This window comes from Citrobacter sp. Ct235, from assembly GCF_030332305.1.
In the GTDB taxonomy this organism is placed as follows: Bacteria; Pseudomonadota; Gammaproteobacteria; order Enterobacterales; family Enterobacteriaceae; genus Citrobacter_A; species Citrobacter_A telavivensis.
Window position 1 is genome coordinate 1 of record NZ_JAOWIC010000044.1, and the last position, 19,750, is coordinate 19,750.

17 protein-coding genes and 1 rRNA gene are annotated in these 19,750 nt (G+C 53.9%); 3 read left to right on the forward strand and 15 right to left on the reverse strand.

Translation table 11 applies throughout. The features are described from left to right. Window positions 1–49: 49 nt before the first annotated feature. The 5 genes from OGY35_RS11365 to pepQ form a co-directional block, all read right to left on the reverse strand. A 16S ribosomal RNA gene (locus OGY35_RS11365) occupies window positions 50–1,591 on the reverse strand. Between the two features lie 379 nt (window positions 1,592–1,970). Next, on the reverse strand, window positions 1,971–2,516 hold the full coding sequence (gene hemG, locus OGY35_RS11370; RefSeq protein ID WP_178827665.1) for a menaquinone-dependent protoporphyrinogen IX dehydrogenase: 546 nt from the start codon (window positions 2,514–2,516) through the stop codon (window positions 1,971–1,973). A gap of 11 nt (window positions 2,517–2,527) precedes the next feature. Beyond that, window positions 2,528–3,979 (reverse strand): Trk system potassium transporter TrkH, encoded by a 1,452-nt coding sequence (gene trkH / locus OGY35_RS11375; protein ID WP_152401016.1) that lies wholly within the window; start codon window positions 3,977–3,979, stop codon window positions 2,528–2,530. A gap of 38 nt (window positions 3,980–4,017) precedes the next feature. Further along, window positions 4,018–4,632, reverse strand: coding sequence for an IMPACT family protein (locus OGY35_RS11380; RefSeq protein ID WP_286632329.1), 615 nt, complete (start codon window positions 4,630–4,632; stop codon window positions 4,018–4,020). Beyond that, entirely contained in the window at window positions 4,632–5,963 is a 1,332-nt protein-coding gene (pepQ, locus tag OGY35_RS11385; protein WP_286632330.1) for a Xaa-Pro dipeptidase, read from the reverse strand. The genes OGY35_RS11380 and pepQ overlap by 1 nt, the downstream gene beginning before the upstream one ends. A gap of 188 nt (window positions 5,964–6,151) precedes the next feature. Between pepQ and fadB the strand changes: the two genes are divergently transcribed. Both fadB and fadA read left to right on the forward strand, forming a co-directional pair. Next, a complete protein-coding gene (gene fadB / locus OGY35_RS11390; RefSeq protein WP_152401000.1) occupies window positions 6,152–8,341 on the forward strand; it encodes a fatty acid oxidation complex subunit alpha FadB in 2,190 nt (729 codons plus the stop codon). Window positions 8,342–8,350: 9 nt separating this feature from the next. Continuing rightward, on the forward strand, window positions 8,351–9,514 hold the full coding sequence (gene fadA, locus OGY35_RS11395) for an acetyl-CoA C-acyltransferase FadA (RefSeq protein ID WP_178823346.1): 1,164 nt from the start codon (window positions 8,351–8,353) through the stop codon (window positions 9,512–9,514). A 270-nt stretch (window positions 9,515–9,784) separates the two neighbouring features. On the opposite strand, the gene fre is transcribed toward fadA, so the two are convergent. Further along, complete coding sequence (gene fre, locus OGY35_RS11400; RefSeq protein ID WP_152400996.1) at window positions 9,785–10,486, reverse strand: NAD(P)H-flavin reductase; 702 nt, start codon at window positions 10,484–10,486, stop codon at window positions 9,785–9,787. A gap of 38 nt (window positions 10,487–10,524) precedes the next feature. Continuing rightward, window positions 10,525–12,018 carry a 4-hydroxy-3-polyprenylbenzoate decarboxylase gene (gene ubiD, locus OGY35_RS11405; protein ID WP_178826689.1) on the reverse strand — a complete coding sequence of 498 codons (1,494 nt, stop codon included), beginning with the start codon at window positions 12,016–12,018 and terminating at the stop codon, window positions 10,525–10,527. A gap of 168 nt (window positions 12,019–12,186) precedes the next feature. On the opposite strand from ubiD, the gene rfaH reads away from it, so the two are divergent. After that, window positions 12,187–12,675 carry a transcription/translation regulatory transformer protein RfaH gene (gene rfaH / locus OGY35_RS11410; RefSeq protein ID WP_152400991.1) on the forward strand — a complete coding sequence of 163 codons (489 nt, stop codon included), beginning with the start codon at window positions 12,187–12,189 and terminating at the stop codon, window positions 12,673–12,675. Between the two features lie 7 nt (window positions 12,676–12,682). Here rfaH and tatD read toward each other — a convergent pair whose 3' ends face one another. The 8 genes from tatD to rmuC form a co-directional block, all read right to left on the reverse strand. After that, window positions 12,683–13,465, reverse strand: a complete 783-nt coding sequence (tatD, locus tag OGY35_RS11415) for a 3'-5' ssDNA/RNA exonuclease TatD (protein ID WP_286632331.1) — start codon at window positions 13,463–13,465, stop codon at window positions 12,683–12,685. Window positions 13,466–13,506: 41 nt separating this feature from the next. Continuing rightward, window positions 13,507–14,298 carry a Sec-independent protein translocase subunit TatC gene (gene tatC / locus OGY35_RS11420; protein WP_152400987.1) on the reverse strand — a complete coding sequence of 264 codons (792 nt, stop codon included), beginning with the start codon at window positions 14,296–14,298 and terminating at the stop codon, window positions 13,507–13,509. A gap of 2 nt (window positions 14,299–14,300) precedes the next feature. Then, complete coding sequence (gene tatB, locus OGY35_RS11425) at window positions 14,301–14,831, reverse strand: Sec-independent protein translocase protein TatB (RefSeq protein WP_178826684.1); 531 nt, start codon at window positions 14,829–14,831, stop codon at window positions 14,301–14,303. A 3-nt stretch (window positions 14,832–14,834) separates the two neighbouring features. Then, window positions 14,835–15,104, reverse strand: a complete 270-nt coding sequence (gene tatA, locus OGY35_RS11430) for a Sec-independent protein translocase subunit TatA (RefSeq protein ID WP_061075744.1) — start codon at window positions 15,102–15,104, stop codon at window positions 14,835–14,837. Window positions 15,105–15,182: 78 nt separating this feature from the next. Next, window positions 15,183–16,823, reverse strand: coding sequence for a ubiquinone biosynthesis regulatory protein kinase UbiB (ubiB, locus tag OGY35_RS11435; RefSeq protein WP_286632332.1), 1,641 nt, complete (start codon window positions 16,821–16,823; stop codon window positions 15,183–15,185). Then, a complete protein-coding gene (gene ubiJ / locus OGY35_RS11440) occupies window positions 16,820–17,425 on the reverse strand; it encodes a ubiquinone biosynthesis protein UbiJ (protein ID WP_286632333.1) in 606 nt (201 codons plus the stop codon). The genes ubiB and ubiJ overlap by 4 nt, the downstream gene beginning before the upstream one ends. A gap of 13 nt (window positions 17,426–17,438) precedes the next feature. After that, the gene (gene ubiE / locus OGY35_RS11445; protein ID WP_046493037.1) at window positions 17,439–18,194 is read right to left on the reverse strand and encodes a bifunctional demethylmenaquinone methyltransferase/2-methoxy-6-polyprenyl-1,4-benzoquinol methylase UbiE; all 756 of its coding nucleotides are present in this window, start codon (window positions 18,192–18,194) and stop codon (window positions 17,439–17,441) included. A gap of 94 nt (window positions 18,195–18,288) precedes the next feature. Beyond that, the gene (rmuC, locus tag OGY35_RS11450; protein WP_286632334.1) at window positions 18,289–19,716 is read right to left on the reverse strand and encodes a DNA recombination protein RmuC; all 1,428 of its coding nucleotides are present in this window, start codon (window positions 19,714–19,716) and stop codon (window positions 18,289–18,291) included. Window positions 19,717–19,750: the final 34 nt, after the last annotated feature.

Genomic DNA, 19,750 nt, shown 5'->3' on the forward strand with positions numbered 1-19,750 from the left:
TTTTCATCAGACAATCTGTGTGGACACTACAAAGGCAGGTTCTTTAAGGTAAGGAGGTGATCCAACCGCAGGTTCCCCTACGGTTACCTTGTTACGACTTCACCCCAGTCATGAATCACAAAGTGGTAAGCGCCCTCCCGAAGGTTAAGCTACCTACTTCTTTTGCAACCCACTCCCATGGTGTGACGGGCGGTGTGTACAAGGCCCGGGAACGTATTCACCGTGGCATTCTGATCCACGATTACTAGCGATTCCGACTTCATGGAGTCGAGTTGCAGACTCCAATCCGGACTACGACATACTTTATGAGGTCCGCTTACTCTCGCGAGGTCGCTTCTCTTTGTATATGCCATTGTAGCACGTGTGTAGCCCTGGTCGTAAGGGCCATGATGACTTGACGTCATCCCCACCTTCCTCCAGTTTATCACTGGCAGTCTCCTTTGAGTTCCCGGCCGGACCGCTGGCAACAAAGGATAAGGGTTGCGCTCGTTGCGGGACTTAACCCAACATTTCACAACACGAGCTGACGACAGCCATGCAGCACCTGTCTCACAGTTCCCGAAGGCACCCTCTCATCTCTGAAAGGTTCTGTGGATGTCAAGACCAGGTAAGGTTCTTCGCGTTGCATCGAATTAAACCACATGCTCCACCGCTTGTGCGGGCCCCCGTCAATTCATTTGAGTTTTAACCTTGCGGCCGTACTCCCCAGGCGGTCTATTTAACGCGTTAGCTCCGGAAGCCACGCCTCAAGGGCACAACCTCCAAATAGACATCGTTTACGGCGTGGACTACCAGGGTATCTAATCCTGTTTGCTCCCCACGCTTTCGCACCTGAGCGTCAGTCTTCGTCCAGGGGGCCGCCTTCGCCACCGGTATTCCTCCAGATCTCTACGCATTTCACCGCTACACCTGGAATTCTACCCCCCTCTACGAGACTCAAGCCTGCCAGTTTCGAATGCAGTTCCCAGGTTGAGCCCGGGGATTTCACATCCGACTTGACAGACCGCCTGCGTGCGCTTTACGCCCAGTAATTCCGATTAACGCTTGCACCCTCCGTATTACCGCGGCTGCTGGCACGGAGTTAGCCGGTGCTTCTTCTGCGGGTAACGTCAATTGCTGCGGTTATTAACCACAACACCTTCCTCCCCGCTGAAAGTACTTTACAACCCGAAGGCCTTCTTCATACACGCGGCATGGCTGCATCAGGCTTGCGCCCATTGTGCAATATTCCCCACTGCTGCCTCCCGTAGGAGTCTGGACCGTGTCTCAGTTCCAGTGTGGCTGGTCATCCTCTCAGACCAGCTAGGGATCGTCGCCTTGGTGAGCCGTTACCTCACCAACAAGCTAATCCCATCTGGGCACATCCGATGGCAAGAGGCCCGAAGGTCCCCCTCTTTGGTCTTGCGACGTTATGCGGTATTAGCTACCGTTTCCAGTAGTTATCCCCCTCCATCGGGCAGTTTCCCAGACATTACTCACCCGTCCGCCACTCGTCAGCGAAGCAGCAAGCTGCTTCCTGTTACCGTTCGACTTGCATGTGTTAGGCCTGCCGCCAGCGTTCAATCTGAGCCATGATCAAACTCTTCAATTTAAGTTTGATGCTCTTAGAATTAAACTTCGTAATGAATTACGTGTTCACTCTTTGAGACTTGGTATTCATTTTTCGTCCGAGGACGTTAAGAATCCATGTCACTTTGAGTGCCCACACAGATTGTCTGATAAATTGTTAAAGAGCAGTGCCGCTTCGCTTTTTTCTCAGCGGCGCGGGGTGTGCATAATACGCTTTCCCGCTTCAGAGTCAAGCATTTATTTCGCTTTTCTCTGTGGGCGTTCATCTCTGAACCCCGCTGACCCGGCGGCTTGCGTGCCGTTGTTCCGTGTCAGTGGAGGCGCATTATAGGGAGTTATTTCGGGCTGACAAGGGGAAATTTAAAATAATTTTCCGAGTGCGCATTTTTTATTCTTTACGTTTATTTAACCAACGAATCGGGGGTTAACTGAGCGATTTCTCGGGCAAAACTCGCGACTTGTTCCCAGTCGGTATAAATAACTTCTTTACGCGTATCCGTTTCGCCGCCCGACATTTTCATAATGAGTTTAATCATCATTCGGTCATACCAGCGATAGCGCGGATAAAGTAGCGCCCCGGCGATAACCGCAGAACGGTCTGGCCGCCACTGCGAGTTCATTAAAAACTTGCGCGCGTAGCTGTTGGTTTGCGGCGTCCGCTTTTCCGGTTTCCGCGCCACCAGGTTGACGGAGTAAAACGCACTTGGCATGCGATTCAAGCGTGTTGCATGTTTCTTCACAAACGCGAGGAAGGCAGAATGATAGTGCCCATAACGAATCGATGCGCCAATGACTACCCGGTCATAGCGTTCCCAGTCAGGTTCATCGGTACGATGCAGATTGACCACATCCGTGCAGATACCAAGTTCTTTGAGTTCTGACGCCAGATAAGCGGCGATTTCCTGGGTCTGCCCGTCACGGGATGAGAAAAGAATCAGTGTTTTCACGTGTTACTCCATTATTCACGCCAGAAAGTCGGGGTAAAAAGTACCAGCAGAGTGAAGACTTCCAGACGACCGAACAGCATGTTGGCAATCAGGATCCATTTCGCCACCGGATTCATACTGGCAAAGTTGTCCGCCACGACGCCCAGCCCAGGCCCAAGGTTGTTCAGCGTCGCCACCACGGAAGCGAAAGCGGAGAAATCGTCCACACCGGTCGCGATAATCGCCAACATACTGATAATGAAGACCAGCGCATACGCCGAGAAGAATCCCCAGACGGCTTCAAGAATACGTTCCGGCAGCGCGCGGTTCCCCAGCTTGATGCTATAGACCGCATTGGGATGCACCAGACGCTTCAGTTCGCGGTTCCCCTGTTTGAACAGCAAGAGGATACGGATAACCTTCAATCCCCCGCCCGTTGAGCCCGCACAGCCACCTATAAACGCGGAACATAGCAGCAGTACCGGCAGGAAAAGCGGCCAGCGCGCAATACTGTCGGTCGTAAATCCGGCCGTGGTGGCCATCGACACTACCTGGAAAAAGGCCTGGTTGAGCGTCGTCAGCGCGGAGCTATAGATATTATGGAACCAGAGCACTAATGTGCAGATGACCACCAGCGTCAGTTGGACACCAATGAACATACGAAATTCGGGGTCACGCCAGTAAACCTTCAGGCTGCGGCCACTCAGTAACGAGAAGTGCAGACCGTAGTTACAGCCGGAGATTAATAAGAAGATAGCAATAATGGTGTTAATCGTTGGGCTGTCAAAGTAGCCCACGCTGGCATCATGGGTGGAAAACCCGCCGATCGCGATAGTGGCAAAACTGTGTCCGATGGCATCAAACGCCGGCATGCCGGCAAACCATAGCGCCAGTGCACAGGCCACCGTCAGCAGGACATAGATCAACCACAGCGTTTTTGCCGTCTCGGCAATACGCGGGCGCATCTTGTTATCTTTCAGCGGTCCGGGCATTTCAGCGCGATAGAGCTGCATCCCACCGACACCGAGTATTGGCAGAATCGCGACGGCCAGCACAATGATCCCCATCCCGCCAAACCATTGCAGCATCTGGCGATAAAAGAGGATCGCATGTGGTAGCGAATCCAGCCCCACCAGCGTAGTGGCACCGGTCGTGGTCAGTCCGGAGAATGATTCGAAGAACGCATCGGTAATCGTGAGGTTCGGGCTTTCAGAAAAGATGAAGGGCAACGCACCCACGCTGCCCAGCACAGTCCAGAACAGCACGACGATCAAAAACCCTTCGCGGGATTTCAGTTCGCCTTTCTCACGACGGTTCGGCCACCACAGCATGGAGCCAATCACCAGCGCGACAAAAAAGGTTTGCGTAAATGCGCGTCCCGCCCCATCACGATAGATAAGCGCTACCAGCCCCGGGAGGATCATCGTGCCCGAAAATAAGATGACCAGTAGTCCTACGATTCGGGTAATGGCGCGAAAATGCATCTCTGCCGCTTCCTTAGTTCTTCAAAATGAGGTGGGGATTATTCTTCAATCGCTAACAATTGCAATGAACCACGACTAAAATCCGCCAGCTTTGCTGAAAATTCATCCACTTTCGCATAAGGAAGCGCTACCCGTAACCGAATGAATGCCTGGTAATCACTGGTGACGATTTTGCCGTCATGTTGACCCAGAAGTGCTTCAACGCCAGCCAACTGCGCGTACTCACACTGCAAAGTATATTCGGTTAATGGCGTCTTGCGCTGCGTCGTTAACTGACGCAATGCCTGGTTTACGCCACCGCCGTAGGCTTTAACCAGTCCGCCGGTGCCGAGCAAGACTCCGCCGTAGTAGCGCACCACAACGGCGGTGATTTCCCCAACGCCGCTGCCCATCAACTGCGCGAGCATCGGCTTACCTGCCGTTCCCGCCGGTTCACCGTCATCAGAAAAGCCCAGTTGCTGTGAATCATCCGGCGCGCCCGCCACCCACGCCACGCAATGGTGGCGGGCGCTCGGGTGCTCCGCTTTCACTGACTCCACAAACGCTTTTGCCGCCTCTACGCCCTCGGTATGCGACAGCAGCGTAATGAAGCGGCTTTTTTTGATCTCTTCAACAACGGTGACCGGCGCCGCAGGGATTAACCAACTGTCCATTACGCCAGTTTCAGATCCCGCGTCATGTTCTCAACGTTGTTTTCGTGGATCACCACGTTGTCTTCAATACGAATACCGCCAAACGGTTTCAGTGCTTCAATTTTTTGCCAGTTGAAGTGTTTGCTGAACGGCCCTTCACGCCACGGCGCGAGCAGCGATTCGATGAAGTAAAAGCCTGGTTCAATGGTCAGCACCATACCCGGCTGGAGCACACGGGTGCAGCGCAGATACGGATATTTAGACGGCGCGGCGAGATGCGTACCAGAGTCATCCTGCATAAAGCCAGCAACATCATGCACCTGCAAACCCAGTGGATGGCCGATACCGTGCGGCATAAACGGTCCGGTGAGATCGTTTTCGACCATCGCCTCTTCGCTCAGATCGGTGACGATCTGGTGCTTACGCAGCAGTTTCGCAATACGCTGATGGAACTGAACGTGATAGTCCACATAGCTGACGCCCGCTTTCATAGTGGCGATCAGCGCCAGCTGTTCGTCATTCACATCTTTCACTAACTGCGCATACTCATTGTCGCTTTTCGCCGACCAGGTACGGGTCAGGTCTGCGGCATAGCCGTTATACTCCGCACCGGCATCCAGCAGGAAGCTGCGGATTTCAGACGGTGCCTGATGATCCAGTTTCGTGTAATGCAGAACCGACGCATGCTCGTTCAGCGCCACGATATTGCTGTACGGCACATCGGTGTCGCGATGACCGGTTGCGGTCAGATAAGCCAGGTTGATGTCGAACTCACTCATCCCTGAACGGAAGGCTTCTTCCGCCGCACGGTGCCCATTCACCGCCATTTTCTGCGCTTCACGCATGCAGGCCAGTTCGTAATCCGTTTTGTAGGCACGGTAATAATGCAGATAGTCGATCACCCCTTTCGGGTTGATGTTGTTGGCCGCAATCTCCAGTTGCAGTGCACGCTCCGGAACCGGGCCAATATAGCCAATATTGCCACGAGCGGCTGGCAGTTGACTGCCAATACCATCCGCTTTCGGCAGGGCAATCACCTCAACTTCTTCAGTCCAGAAGGAGGTCGGCAGCGGCTCAACGTTGTGCCAGTAGTCGACCGGCAAGTAGAACCACAGTTTGGGTTTGTTCACCCCATCAACCAGCAGCCAGCAATTTGGCACCTGAGTCACCGGTACCCAGGCTTTAAACTGCGGATTGACCTTAAACGGGTAAGGATGATCGTCGAGGAAAACATTAAACAGCTCGCCGGAGTGAATAAGAAGCGCATCAAGCTTAAAGCGTTCCAGCGCATCACGCGTCCGTTCTTGTAGGGTAACGATATGATTTTTATAGAGTGCGGCCAGTGATTCCATTTTCTATCCTTCTGTTTTTCGACCTCAAGTCTCCGCATCTTAGCACATCGATTCGAGAGAGCGTGATTTCTGCCAGGTGTGATCGGATCGGCATTTCTTTAATCAGTCATTTGCATTTTATTAACATAAAATACACACTTCGCTTCATCTGGTATGACCAGATCACCTTGCGGATTCAGGAGACTGACATGCTTTACAAAGGCGACAACCTGTACCTCGACTGGCTGGAAGATGGCATCGCCGAACTGGTGTTCGATGCCCCAGGCTCAGTGAACAAACTCGACACGGCAACCGTCGCCAGCCTCGGCCAGGCGCTGGACGTACTGGAAAAACAAACAGATTTAAAAGGGCTGCTGCTGCGTTCGAACAAAGCGGCCTTTATCGTCGGTGCGGATATCACCGAATTCCTGTCGCTGTTTCTCGTTCCCGAAGAACAGCTCAGCCAGTGGCTGCATTTCGCCAACAGCGTCTTTAACCGTCTGGAAGATCTGCCGGTCCCGACCCTTTCTGCCGTTAACGGCTATGCGCTGGGCGGCGGCTGCGAATGCGTGCTGGCGACCGATTACCGTCTGGCGACACCGGATCTGCGTATCGGTCTGCCAGAAACAAAGCTGGGTATCATGCCAGGCTTTGGCGGCTCCGTACGTATGCCGCGCATGTTAGGCGCGGACAGCGCGCTGGAGATCATTGCAGCCGGTAAAGACGTTGGGGCCGAGCAGGCGCTGAAAATCGGCCTGGTCGATGGCGTTGTGAAAGCAGAAAAGCTGATTGAGGGCGCAAAAGCGGTATTACGTCAGGCCATCAACGGCGATCTGGACTGGAAAGCGAAGCGCCAGCCGAAGCTGGAACCGCTGAAGCTCAGCAAAATTGAAGCCACCATGAGCTTCACCATTGCTAAAGGCATGGTCGCGCAAACGGCAGGTAAACACTACCCGGCTCCGATGACAGCGGTGAAAACCATTGAAGCCGCCGCGCGCTTTGGTCGTGAAGAAGCACTGAATCTGGAAAACAAAAGTTTTGTCCCGCTGGCGCACACCAATGAAGCCCGCGCGCTGGTCGGTATTTTCCTTAACGATCAGTATGTGAAAGGCAAAGCGAAGACGCTGACCAAAAACGTTGAGACGCCAAAGCAGGCTGCAGTGCTGGGCGCGGGCATTATGGGCGGCGGCATCGCGTATCAGTCGGCATGGAAAGGCGTGCCGGTTATCATGAAAGATATCAACGACAAATCCCTGACCCTCGGGATGACCGAAGCCGCGAAACTGCTGAACAAACAGCTTGAGCGCAACAAAATTGACGGTCTGAAGATGGCTGGCGTGATTTCGACCATTCATCCTACGCTGGACTACGCCGGTTTTGAGCGCGTAGACGTCGTCGTCGAAGCCGTCGTTGAAAATCCAAAAGTGAAAAAAGCGGTACTGGCGGAGACGGAAGATAAAGTTCGCCCGGACACCGTGCTGGCATCGAACACCTCCACTATTCCCATCAGCGAGCTGGCAAGCGTGCTGAAGCGCCCGGAAAACTTCTGCGGGATGCACTTCTTTAACCCGGTTCACCGGATGCCGCTGGTTGAGATCATTCGTGGCGAAAAAAGCGCCGATGAAACCATCGCGAAAGTGGTCGCCTGGGCCAGCAAAATGGGCAAAACGCCGATCGTGGTCAACGACTGCCCTGGCTTCTTTGTTAACCGCGTGCTGTTCCCTTACTTCGCCGGATTCAGTCAGTTACTGCGCGACGGTGCGGACTTCCGCAAAGTCGACAAAGTGATGGAAAAACAGTTCGGTTGGCCGATGGGCCCGGCGTACCTGCTTGACGTCGTGGGCATTGATACCGCGCATCACGCACAGGCCGTGATGTCCGCAGGTTTCCCGCAGCGAATGCAAAAAGATTATCGCGACGCGATTGATGCGCTGTTTGACGCCAGTCGTTTTGGTCAGAAGAACGGTCTGGGCTTCTGGCGCTATAAAGAAGACAGCAAAGGTAAGCCGAAGAAAGAAGAGGATGCCACCGTTGACGGCCTGTTGGCTGACGTCAGTAAAGCGAAGCGGGATTTCAGCGACGAAGAGATTATCGCCCGCATGATGATCCCGATGGTCAACGAAGTGGTGCGCTGTCTCGAAGAAGGCATTATCGCCAGTCCGGCAGAGGCCGACATGGCGCTGGTTTACGGTCTGGGCTTCCCTCCGTTCCACGGCGGGGCGTTCCGCTGGCTGGATACGATCGGCAGCGCGAAATATCTCGATATGGCGCAACAGTATCAGCACCTCGGTCCGTTATACGACGTTCCGGAAGGTCTGCGTAATAAAGCGCGTCATAATGAACCGTATTATCCCCCGGTTGAGCCTGCCCGTCCGGTTGGCGACCTGAAAACGGCTTAAGGAGTCACAATGGAACAGGTTGTAATTGTTGATGCGATCCGTACCCCGATGGGCCGTTCGAAAGGGGGCGCATTTCGCCACGTGCGCGCGGAAGATCTCTCCGCGCATTTGATGCGTAGCCTGCTGGCGCGAAATCCGGCGCTGGAAGCGGCAGCGCTTGACGATATCTACTGGGGCTGCGTGCAGCAAACGCTGGAGCAGGGCTTTAACATCGCCCGTAACGCGGCGCTGCTGGCGGAAGTCCCGCATTCCGTTCCGGCGGTGACCGTCAACCGGCTGTGCGGTTCCTCCATGCAGGCATTGCATGACGCGGCGCGGATGATCATGACCGGTGATGCGCAGGCCTGTCTGGTGGGCGGTGTGGAGCATATGGGCCATGTGCCGATGAGCCACGGTGTTGATTTCCACCCGGGCCTGAGCCGCAATGTCGCCAAAGCGGCGGGCATGATGGGGCTGACAGCAGAGATGCTCTCCCGCATGCACGGTATCAGTCGAGAAATGCAGGATGTCTTTGCCGCACGTTCACATGCCCGTGCCTGGGCTGCAACGCAGTCTGGCGCGTTTAAGAATGAAATTATCCCAACCGGCGGGCATGACGCCGATGGCGTGCTGAAGCAGTTTACCTATGACGAAGTGATTCGTCCGGAAACCACGATTGAAACGCTGTCCACCTTGCGTCCGGCGTTTGATCCGGTCAGCGGTACGGTTACGGCAGGTACTTCTTCCGCACTCTCCGATGGCGCGGCCGCCATGCTGGTGATGAGCGAAAGTCGTGCGCGTGAGCTGGGTCTGAAACCGCGCGCCCGCGTGCGCTCAATGGCGGTGGTGGGCTGCGATCCTTCCATCATGGGATACGGTCCGGTTCCGGCATCAAAACTGGCGCTGAAAAAAGCGGGACTTTCCGCCAGCGATATCGGTTTGTTTGAGATGAACGAAGCGTTTGCCGCGCAGATCCTGCCGTGCATTAAAGATCTGGGCTTGATGGAGCAGATCGACGAGAAGATCAACCTTAACGGCGGTGCGATCGCGCTCGGTCACCCGCTGGGCTGCTCCGGTGCGCGTATCAGCACCACGCTGCTGAATCTGATGGAACGCAAAGATGTCCAGTTCGGTCTGGCGACGATGTGTATCGGATTGGGTCAGGGTATCGCGACGGTGTTTGAGCGGGTTTAAGTTCATGTAGGCCGGATAAGACGCGCCAACGTCGCCATCCGGCATGTTTGCCGGGGGCGCTTCGCTTGCCCGGCCTACAACAGTGTTATCTCAAAGCCATTGGTGCCAGAACAAGGCGGCAAGCGAACGAATCCCGATGAGCTTACATAAGTAAGTGATTCGGGTGAGTGAGCGTAGCCAACGCAGTTATGGTGACAATGGCGAAGAGAGAGTTTAGTTGCCGTTCTTCCCGCCTGTCAGGGGCGGGTTTTTTCTGCTTCATTTTTCTTCTTAGATAAATGCAAACGCATCGCCAAACAGGCGATCTTCCCGCGCACTGCGCTCATTACAGAACAGGTCACGCGCGATTTTCGCCATCTCAAAGCGGCCCGCAATGTAGATGTCATGCTCAGCCAGCGTTCCGTGATCCTGCATCACCGCCGTTAAGACCGTTCCCGTACGCCCACGCCAGCCGGTTTCAGGCTGTTCCACCACCGCTTCAACGCGCAGGTTAGGATGGTTGACAGAGAGCGCTTCAAGTTCAGAGAGATCGTAGAGGTGCTTCTCTTCACGGCCGCCCCAGTATATGGTGACCTCACGATTGGGATTACGCGCCAGCGCCGTCAGCAGAATGGAACGGGCGTAGGAAAAGCCTGTGCCCCCGGCGATCAGGATCAGCGGACGCTCTTCATCATCACGCAGCCACGCGTCGCCGTGTGGAATATCCACCGTAATTTCATGGTCCTTCAGGATGCGATCCATCACCGCTTTGGCATAGAGGTTAATTTCTGATGCGCCAATGTGGAGCTCAATAAAACCCTGATCATTCGGCGTAGAGGCCATCGAGAACGGACGTTTATCCCGCTCATCCATCACGACCATCAAATATTGACCGGCGCGAAAGGAAAATGCCGCATCGGGTACTAAACGAACACGGTATACGGTATCAGTGATAGCTTCTACCGAGGTCACTTTACAGCTTAAGGTTGTCATGCGCTCCCTCTATGGGTCTGTAGGGCAAAACGAGCGCCTCAGGCGCCTTTACCGTCATTAAAGATGGCCAGTTCATCCCAAATCGCATCGATACGGGCGGTAACGTCAGGATCTTTTTTAATTGGACGTCCCCACTCGCGTTGGGTTTCACCTGGCCATTTGTTCGTGGCATCCAGCCCCATTTTTGAACCCAGGCCGGAAACCGGCGAGGCAAAATCCAGATAATCAATTGGCGTGTTTTCTACCAGCACCGTGTCCCTGGCCGGATCCATTCGGGTGGTAATCGCCCAAATCACATCATTCCAGTCGCGTGCATTGACGTCATCATCACAAACGATAACAAATTTGGTGTACATAAACTGGCGTAAAAATGACCAGACACCCATCATGACGCGTTTCGCATGACCGGCGTACTGTTTTTTGATCGTGACGACGGCCAGACGATAAGAGCATCCTTCCGGCGGCAGATAAAAATCGACGATTTCCGGGAACTGTTTTTGCAGAATCGGCACAAACACTTCGTTTAGCGCGACGCCGAGCACGGCGGGTTCGTCCGGTGGACGACCGGTGTAGGTCGAATGGTAAATCGCGTCCTCACGCTGGGTAATATGCGTGACGGTAAAAACCGGGAAGCTATCCACTTCATTGTAATACCCCGTATGGTCGCCATACGGGCCTTCCGGCGCCATTTCACCCGGGTCGATATACCCTTCCAGCACAATCTCCGCACTGGCGGGCACTTCAAGATCGTTAGACAGGCATTTGACCACTTCGGTTTTTGTGCCACGCAGCAGACCGGCAAACGCGTACTCTGAGAGCGTATCCGGTACCGGCGTCACCGCGCCAAGAATGGTGGCAGGGTCGGCACCCAGCGCAACGGAGACCGGGAAACGTTCACCCGGATGCGCCGCACACCACTCCTGATAATCAAGCGCGCCGCCACGGTGGGACAGCCAGCGCATGATCAGTTTATTTTTGCCAATCAACTGCTGGCGATAAATGCCCAGATTCTGCCGCTCTTTATGCGGGCCACGCGTCACGGTCAGCCCCCAGGTGATGAGCGGTGCGGCGTCTTCAGGCCAGCAGGTCATGATTGGAATACGGTTTAAGTCGACGTCATCGCCAGAGATGATTTTTTGCTGACAAGGCGCACCACGCAGTCGCTTCGTCGGCATATTCAGCACCTGCTTGAACTGTGGCAGCTTATCAAACAGATCGCGAAAGCCTTTCGGCGGCTCCGGCTCTTTCAAAAATGCCAGTAATTTACCCACTTCCCGCAGCGCGGAGACATCATCCTGCCCCATGCCCATCGCGACACGTTTTGGCGTACCAAACAGGTTGCACAACACCGGCATCGAATAGCCTTTGGGGTTTTCAAACAGCAGTGCAGGGCCACCAGCACGTAGCGTGCGGTCGGCAATCTCGGTGATTTCCAGGTGCGGATCCACTTCAAGCGTGATGCGTTTGAGTTCACCCTGTTGTTCAAGCAGCGTCAGGAAGTCGCGTAAATCGTGATATTTCATGGCGTCCATTATGGCCTCTTCGTAAGCGCCTCATTATACGGCGTTCACCATCGTGATGCTGTATTTTTGTTAAATTAGCGTGAACTCTGGCAGCCCACCGGCTCCACCGGGATTATAATTAACTTCACGCTTTGCTTTTGCTATGCTTGCGCCCCGGACAAGCGGATAAGAGTTATTATGCAATCCTGGTATTTACTGTACTGCAAGCGCGGGCAACTTCAGCGTGCCCAGGAACACCTCGAAAGACAGGCAGTGAGCTGCCTGACGCCGATGATCACCCTGGAAAAAATGGTGCGAGGAAAACGTACTGCAGTCAGCGAACCGCTGTTCCCAAACTATCTGTTCGTGGAATTTGATCCGGAAGTGATTCATACCACGACGATCAATGCCACGCGCGGCGTCAGCCATTTTGTCCGCTTTGGCGCATCACCCGCGATAGTCCCTTCCACGGTGATTCACCAGCTCTCCGTTTATAAACCGGAAGGCATTGTCGATCCCGAAACGCCTTACCCCGGCGACCGCGTGGTCATCACGGAAGGGGCTTTTGAAGGCCTGCAGGCTATTTTCACTGAACCGGACGGCGAGGCGCGCTCCATGCTACTGCTCAACCTGCTAAATAAAGAGGTGAAGCAGAGCGTGATAAATACCGGTTTCCGTAAGCTTTAACGGCGACTCAGAACGAAATTCCAAACAGCTTCCTGACATTCGCATCCGTTATGGCGGAAAGCCATTGCGGATCGTCTCCACGCCAGTGAGCAATACGCTCAAGAATATGTGGCAAATGCGCCGGTTCGTTACGCCGCGACGCGGGCTTCGGCGAAAGATCGCGCGGCAACAGATACGGCGCGTCGGTTTCAATCAGCAGTTGTTCGGCCGGAATAAACGGTAGCAATTCGCGCAGCTCAAGCCCACGACGTTCATCACATACCCAGCCCGTAATACCGATGTACATGCCCCTGTCGACACACTCCTGCATCTCCCCGCGCGTACCGGTAAAACAGTGCAGCACCGCGCCCGGGAGTTTGTCCAGCCACGGTTCCAGCAGCGTCATGAATCGCACGTGCGCATCACGACAATGCATAAAGACCGGCATTTGTAACTCAGCGGCAATACGCAACTGCGCGTCAAACGCCCGCTCTTGTTCCTGCGGAGTGGAAAAATTGCGATTGAAATCGAGGCCACATTCGCCAATCGCCACGACCTCCGGCTGGTTCGCCAGTGCCACAATCGCCTCCTCTGTTTCAGGTTGCCACTGGCTGCTGTCATGCGGGTGAACACCGGCCGTCGACCAACAGTGAGGATAAGTCTGCGCCAGCCGTTGCGCCTGCTGGCTTTCATGTAGATTGGTTCCGGTAAGAAGCAGCCCCTTCACGCCAGCAGCAGTCGCGCGTGCGACGACCTCATCACGGTCTTTCAAAAACTGCGAACTGGTTAAATTAACGCCGATATCAAACATGCTTCGCTCCATATAACAACCGCCCTGACGGGCGGTTGAATTTACTCTTCTGTCTTCTCGGCTTTCTCAGCTTCGGCTTCTGATTCCGCCTCGTTATCTTCATCCCGCGTCTGTCGCTTGCCGACGTAGAAACGTGAGAAGAAAACGCCGACCTCAAACAGGCAGTACATCGGAATCGCCAGTAACGTCTGCGAAAAAACATCCGGCGGCGTCAGCAGCATCCCTACCACAAACGCACCAACCAGCACGTAAGGCCGTTTTTTACGCAAGTCATCCGGTGTCGTCACACCCATCCAGCAAAGCAGCACGATGGCAACAGGCACCTCAAACGAGACGCCGAACGCCATAAACAGTGCCATAACAAAGCTCAGATAGCTGGCAATATCCGTCGAGACCTGCACACCTTCCGGCGCAGTATTGGCAAGGAAGCCAAACGCCAGCGGGAACACGACAAAGTAGGCAAACGCCATACCGATATAGAACAGTAAAGAACTGGAGACCAGCAGCGGTACCACCATGCGCCGTTCATGCTTGTACAGCGCTGGCGCGATAAACGCCCAGACCTGATAAAGGATCACCGGCGCTGACAGGATCAGCGACACCATGAAGGTCAATTTGATCGGGGTGAAGAACGGTGATGCGACATCCGTCGCGATCATGGTCGCACCCTGCGGCAACTGTTTGATGAGCGGCGAGGAGACCAGGTGATAGATGTCATTGGCAAAATAGACCAATGCCAGAAAGATCACGATAACCGCAATAATGCAGTTAAGCAGACGTTTACGCAGCTCAATCAGGTGCGTGATAAGCGGTTGAGTATCTTCTACAGCCATGTTTACGGTTTATCACTCGACGTAGGGGAGGAGCCAGCAACAGGGGCAGCGGTTTTCGGTTCAGCGTCCTTCACGTTGACGGCAGGGGGAGTTTCCCCGGCAATCTCTGGAGCCTGTTCCGGTGCGCTGGCCTGGACTTCAGCAGTGGCGGGCGTGACCCCTTCATGCTGTTCTTCATTCCCTTTCACCACCGGGTTATGGATGGTATGCGCTTCGTCGCTCGCTTTTTCGGGCTCGTTCACGCTATAGGAACGTTTCATTGACTCCGCCGCCTGACGCAGTTCATCCATCGAGGCTTTTAGCTCGGGAGTCAGATTTTCCAGGCTCGCTTTCTCAACCTTTTTCAGGCTGTCCTGAAACTCCTGGAGCTTAAGCTCCTGGGTCAGTTCATTCTGAACGGTTGTCGCAAGGGATCGCAGTGCGCGTACCCAGCCAGCTATCGTTTTGACGGCTACCGGCAATCGCTGCGGCCCCAGAACAACGAGGCCGATAATAAACACCAGTAACAGTTCGCTAAAACCGATATCAAACACGAATTACACCTGCTCTTTATCGTGGCTTTTCGCGTCTTCTTTTTTCGCAGTTTCTTTATCAGCGTCTGCCGGTTTGTCAGTAATAGATTTCGCGGTAAAGTCAGCGTCCTGACTGGCTTTATCCTGTTTAGCATCATCATCACTCATGGCTTTTTTGAAGCCTTTGATGGATGCGCCAAGATCGGAACCGATGGAGCCGAGCTTCTTGGTGCCAAACAACAGTACAACGATGACGGCAATGATCACCAACTGCCAAATACTGATACCACCCATACATGTTCCTCTGTGATAGATGATGAATTAATAAGGCCGTAGTATACGTTACCCGGCCTGCCTTGAGCGATGAAAAAATCAGCGAGTTTTGCGCCAGCCGACAATCCAGGCAACCAGGCCGCCCGCCATTAACCAACCGGGCATGTAGCCCCATTCAGGGCGATTAATCAACAAGAACGTCCCACTTAACAGCAACGTTGCGCCAATTCCCAATAAGTAACGGGATTGCCCCTGACGGACATGATTCTCCTGAAGCTCGCGCGCAATCTTATCAACACTGTGCTGTAAATATTTGCCCTGGCGCAAACTGTCGTACACCAGTTCAGGGAGTTCTGGCATTTTTTCGACCCAGAACGGCGCTTTTTCCTTAAATGCTCTGATCAGCGCTGGAATACCGACCTGATCTTTGATCCATGACTCCAGAAAAGGCTTCGCTGTTTTCCAGAGATCCAACTGCGGATAGAGTTGGCGGCCTACGCCCTCAACATACAATAATGTCTTCTGCAACAATACCAGTTGCGGCTGCACTTCCATGTTAAACCGACGCGCCGTATTGAAAAGGTTTAACAAAACGTGGCCAAACGAGATTTCCGCCAGCGGCTTCTCGAATATCGGCTCGCACACCGTACGAATCGCAAATTCAAACTCTTCAACGTTGGTATCCGGTGGTACCCAGCCAGAATCGACGTGCAGTTCCGCAACTTTGCGGTAATCACGATTAAAAAACGCGATGAAGTTCTCCGCAAGGTAACGCTTATCTTCCTTATTTAACGAGCCAACAATGCCGCAATCAATGCCAATATATTTCGGGTTTTCCGGGTGTTCATAGCTGACAAAGATGTTACCGGGGTGCATATCCGCGTGGAAGAAGCTGTCACGAAAGACCTGAGTGAAGAATACCTGTACGCCGCGCTCCGCCAGCAACTTCATGTTGGTGCCGTTTTTCTCCAGCGTCACCACATCGGAAACCGGGATACCGTAAATGCGTTCCATCACCATCATATTCTCACTACAGTAGTCAGAATACACTTCCGGGATGTAGAGCATTGGGCTGTCTTCAAAGTTTCGCCGCAGTTGAATAGCGTTGGCGGATTCACGCAGCAGATTCAGCTCATCAATCAATGTCTTTTCATATTCCCGCACGACTTCCGTCGGACGCAGGCGGCGGCCATCTGGCAGCAAGCGTGGCACCCAGCGAGCAAGACGATAGATCAGTCTCAGATCCGCTTTGATAACCGGCAGAATGTCCGGGCGGATGACTTTGATGACAACCTCTTTGCCGTTCGATTTCAGTCTCGCCGTATGCACCTGGGCAACCGACGCCGACGCCAGCGGTTGAATATCAAATTCATCAAACCAGGCTTCAACAGGCAGTCCGCCCATGGCTTCTTCGATTTGCGCTTTCGCAAGTTTTCCATCGAAGGGAGCGACTTTGTCCTGTAACAACGCCAGCTGATCGGCAATATGCGGGGGAAAGAGATCGCGTCGGGTCGAGAGCATTTGACCAAACTTGATCCACACCGGCCCTAACTCCTGCAGAGCCAGTCTCAGTCTCTCTCCCAGTAGTTTTTCTTTATGTCGGTTTGGCATCCAGAACAGGCAATAACGCCATAACCGCAGCGGCAGCGTGATCCGCATTTTTGGGATGAGCTCATCAAGTCCGTAACTTAAGAAAGTGCGAATGATGAAATATAGGCGCCGTACTTCACCTGGCGTCATTTAGCCTCCAGTTTTTCCAGCCGCCGGGTCAGTGCATCGACAGCACGCTCCACGGCTGCCGTTTCTTCCGCAAACCAGGCAACCTCAAGCGATCCGGGTGCCATTCGCCACTCTTCCGTAATGGCTTCGGCAACATAGCGTTGCTGACGTTGGATCCCGTGTCGGAGAAATTTGACCCCGCCGCGTAGCGCTTTGCTGATCCCTTCTGCTGCGATGTCGCCGGTATAAGGAGCCAGCAGTTCAGCAGGATCGAATTCCGCCAGATCGGCAAGGGCAACGAAATTCTGTACAACCTGAATATCACCCTGCACTTCCAGTTCGCCACTGCGAATCAGCGCGGTCAGTTGCTGGCGGTCGCGTAATTTTGGCAACACGCTGGCATGGGTGATTACCGTGCAGTCGGCCTCGCCAGCCCACTCGCCCAGCACGTCAACCTGACGTTCGCTGAACAGCAGAATTAATGATGTCGAAAAGCCTTTTAGCTCCACACGCAGCACTTTTCCCAGCAGACGCGCTCGCGCCGTTTTCAACGCCGGCGAACGATACAGGAATGAATTAAGCAGACTTTCCATTCCTGCAGTCACTAAGGGTTTAAAAGGCATCCCCGTTCTCCTGTCAGAACTTATAGCCACGATGCAGCGCAACCACACCCGCTGTCAGGTTGTAATAGTCGACGCTTTCGAACCCGGCGTCCTGCATCATCGCTTTCAATGTGTCCTGATCGGGATGCATACGGATGGATTCCGCCAGATAGCGATAGCTGTCGGCATCATTGGCGACCATAGAACCAATACGCGGCAAGATATGGAAAGAGTAGGCATCGTACGCTTTACTCAGCGGTTCGATAATCGGTTTAGAAAATTCCAGCACCAGCAGACGGCCGCCCGGTTTCAGGACTCGGTACATGGAGCGCAAGGCTTTGTCTTTGTCCGTGACGTTACGCAAACCGAAGGAAATGGTAATGCAGTCAAAGGTATTGTCCGGGAACGGTAGCGCTTCCGCATTGGCCTGAACGTATTCCACGTTGCCAATCACGCCGATATTGCGCAGCTTCTCGCGACCCATTTTGAGCATTGAGTCATTGATGTCCGCCAGAATAACCTTGCCGGTCTCACCGACCAGGCGAGAGAATTTGGCCGTCAGATCGCCGGTCCCCCCGGCTAAGTCCAGCACTGTCTGACCACGGCGAACGCCGCTACAGTCGATGGTGAAGCGTTTCCACAAACGATGAATGCCAAAAGACATCAAATCATTCATGACATCATATTTTGATGCCACAGAATGAAAAACGTGGGCCACCATGTCCGCTTTATGCTCTTTAGCGACAGTCTGAAAACCAAAGTGCGTCGTTTCTTGTGAATTATCCACCATCTCAGTGCCTGCTCATCTAAAAATTGTTCGAGAAGTGTAACAGATTGGGGCGCATTGCCCTACCCTTCTGCCCGTCCCGGCTGACCCGAACGGACTAATTCGATTGCTGCTTTATCCCGTCATCGTCGGAATAAGACGTGTTTTCCTGCTCTTCGGGTACCGATCGCAACCGATACTCTTCATCCTGCGTCGTGGCCTGTTCCGCCAGTTCAGGATTAATCTCGCGCTTAATTTCGACTCCTAAACCGCGAAACGCTTCGGCCTGCGCCAGCACGTTACCACGTCCCGACGAGAGTTTTTTCATCGCCTGACGATAGTTATCTTGCGCTTTATCCAGGCTCTGCCCGATGGCGGACATATCATCGACAAAGAGGCGCATTTTGTCATAGAGCTTGCTCGCACGGTCTGCAATCTGTTGCGCATTACGACTTTGATGTTCGTAGCGCCACAGATTCGCAATGGTCCGCAACGCCACCAGTAATGTCGTTGGGCTGACCAGCATAATATTATTTTTAAGCGCCTCGGTAATCAGTTCAGGCTGTCGGTCAAGCGCCAACAGAAAAGCGGGCTCCACAGGGATAAACATCAGCACGTAATCCAGGGTGCGCAGCCCCGGAAGTTGCTGGTAATCCTTACGCCCCAGCAGACGAATATGGTTACGCACCGAGGCAATGTGCTCCTGGAGCGCGTTTTCGCGGGTGTCATCATCTTGCGCATTAAAATAGCGCTCATAGGCCACCAGCGTCATTTTGGCGTCGATCACCACATCTTTGCCCTGCGGCAAACGCACGATCACGTCAGGCTGCATACGGGAACGAACGTCATTTTCAATGCTGACCTGCGTTTCGTACTCGTACCCTTCGCGCAGTCCGGACGCCTCCAGCACACGGGTGAGCACCACCTCGCCCCAGTTCCCCTGCGTTTTGTTGTCGCCTTTTAGCGCACGCGTCAGGTTGACCGCTTCCTGGGTCATTTGCGCATTAAGCTGTTGGAGATTGCGAATTTCATGCGCCAGGGTATGACGCTCGCGCGCTTCCTGACCAAAGCTCTCCTGGACCTGGCGACGAAAACCGTCCAGTTGTTCTCGCAGCGGCGTCAGCAGACCGTTCAGGCTCTGTCGGTTTTGCTCATCAACCCGGCGATTGCTCTGTTCAAAGATTCGGTTCGCCAGATTTTCAAACTGTTCGCTCAGACGCTGCTCGCTGTTGATCATCTGGCGGATTTTATCTTCCGCATGCTGCTGCGTCGCTTCCATCCGCGTAGTCACTTCACGCAGATCCGCTTCCAGCGAGGTGTTAATACTGCGCAGGCTACGTAATTCGTTATTGAGCAACTCACACTCATCGCGCCAGTGTTCGCTTTGGGCTATCTGTTGTTTTGCTGCGCTTAATGCCGCAACCATCTCTTCACGTTCAGCGAATTGCTCGGCTTTCTGTTGTGCATGCTGATAGCTGGCCAGCAGCCAGCCAAGCGCAACACCCACCAGCGCAATAACCGCATAAATGATGATTGAGATATCCAAAATGCCTCCCGACGCCATACATCACCCGCACAAA

Coding starts and splice junctions, on each gene's coding strand:
- OGY35_RS11380 (WP_286632329.1), bottom strand. CDS start 4,632: ATGGACAGTTGGTTAATCCCTGCGGCGCCGGTCACCGTTGTTGAAGAG.
- ubiD (WP_178826689.1), bottom strand. CDS start 12,018: ATGGACGCCATGAAATATCACGATTTACGCGACTTCCTGACGCTGCTT.
- fadA (WP_178823346.1), top strand. CDS start 8,351: ATGGAACAGGTTGTAATTGTTGATGCGATCCGTACCCCGATGGGCCGT.
- rfaH (WP_152400991.1), top strand. CDS start 12,187: ATGCAATCCTGGTATTTACTGTACTGCAAGCGCGGGCAACTTCAGCGT.
- tatC (WP_152400987.1), bottom strand. CDS start 14,298: ATGGCTGTAGAAGATACTCAACCGCTTATCACGCACCTGATTGAGCTG.
- pepQ (WP_286632330.1), bottom strand. CDS start 5,963: ATGGAATCACTGGCCGCACTCTATAAAAATCATATCGTTACCCTACAA.
- fre (WP_152400996.1), bottom strand. CDS start 10,486: ATGACAACCTTAAGCTGTAAAGTGACCTCGGTAGAAGCTATCACTGAT.
- tatA (WP_061075744.1), bottom strand. CDS start 15,104: ATGGGTGGTATCAGTATTTGGCAGTTGGTGATCATTGCCGTCATCGTT.
- trkH (WP_152401016.1), bottom strand. CDS start 3,979: ATGCATTTTCGCGCCATTACCCGAATCGTAGGACTACTGGTCATCTTA.
- ubiE (WP_046493037.1), bottom strand. CDS start 18,194: ATGGTGGATAATTCACAAGAAACGACGCACTTTGGTTTTCAGACTGTC.
- fadB (WP_152401000.1), top strand. CDS start 6,152: ATGCTTTACAAAGGCGACAACCTGTACCTCGACTGGCTGGAAGATGGC.
- tatD (WP_286632331.1), bottom strand. CDS start 13,465: ATGTTTGATATCGGCGTTAATTTAACCAGTTCGCAGTTTTTGAAAGAC.
- ubiJ (WP_286632333.1), bottom strand. CDS start 17,425: ATGCCTTTTAAACCCTTAGTGACTGCAGGAATGGAAAGTCTGCTTAAT.
- ubiB (WP_286632332.1), bottom strand. CDS start 16,823: ATGACGCCAGGTGAAGTACGGCGCCTATATTTCATCATTCGCACTTTC.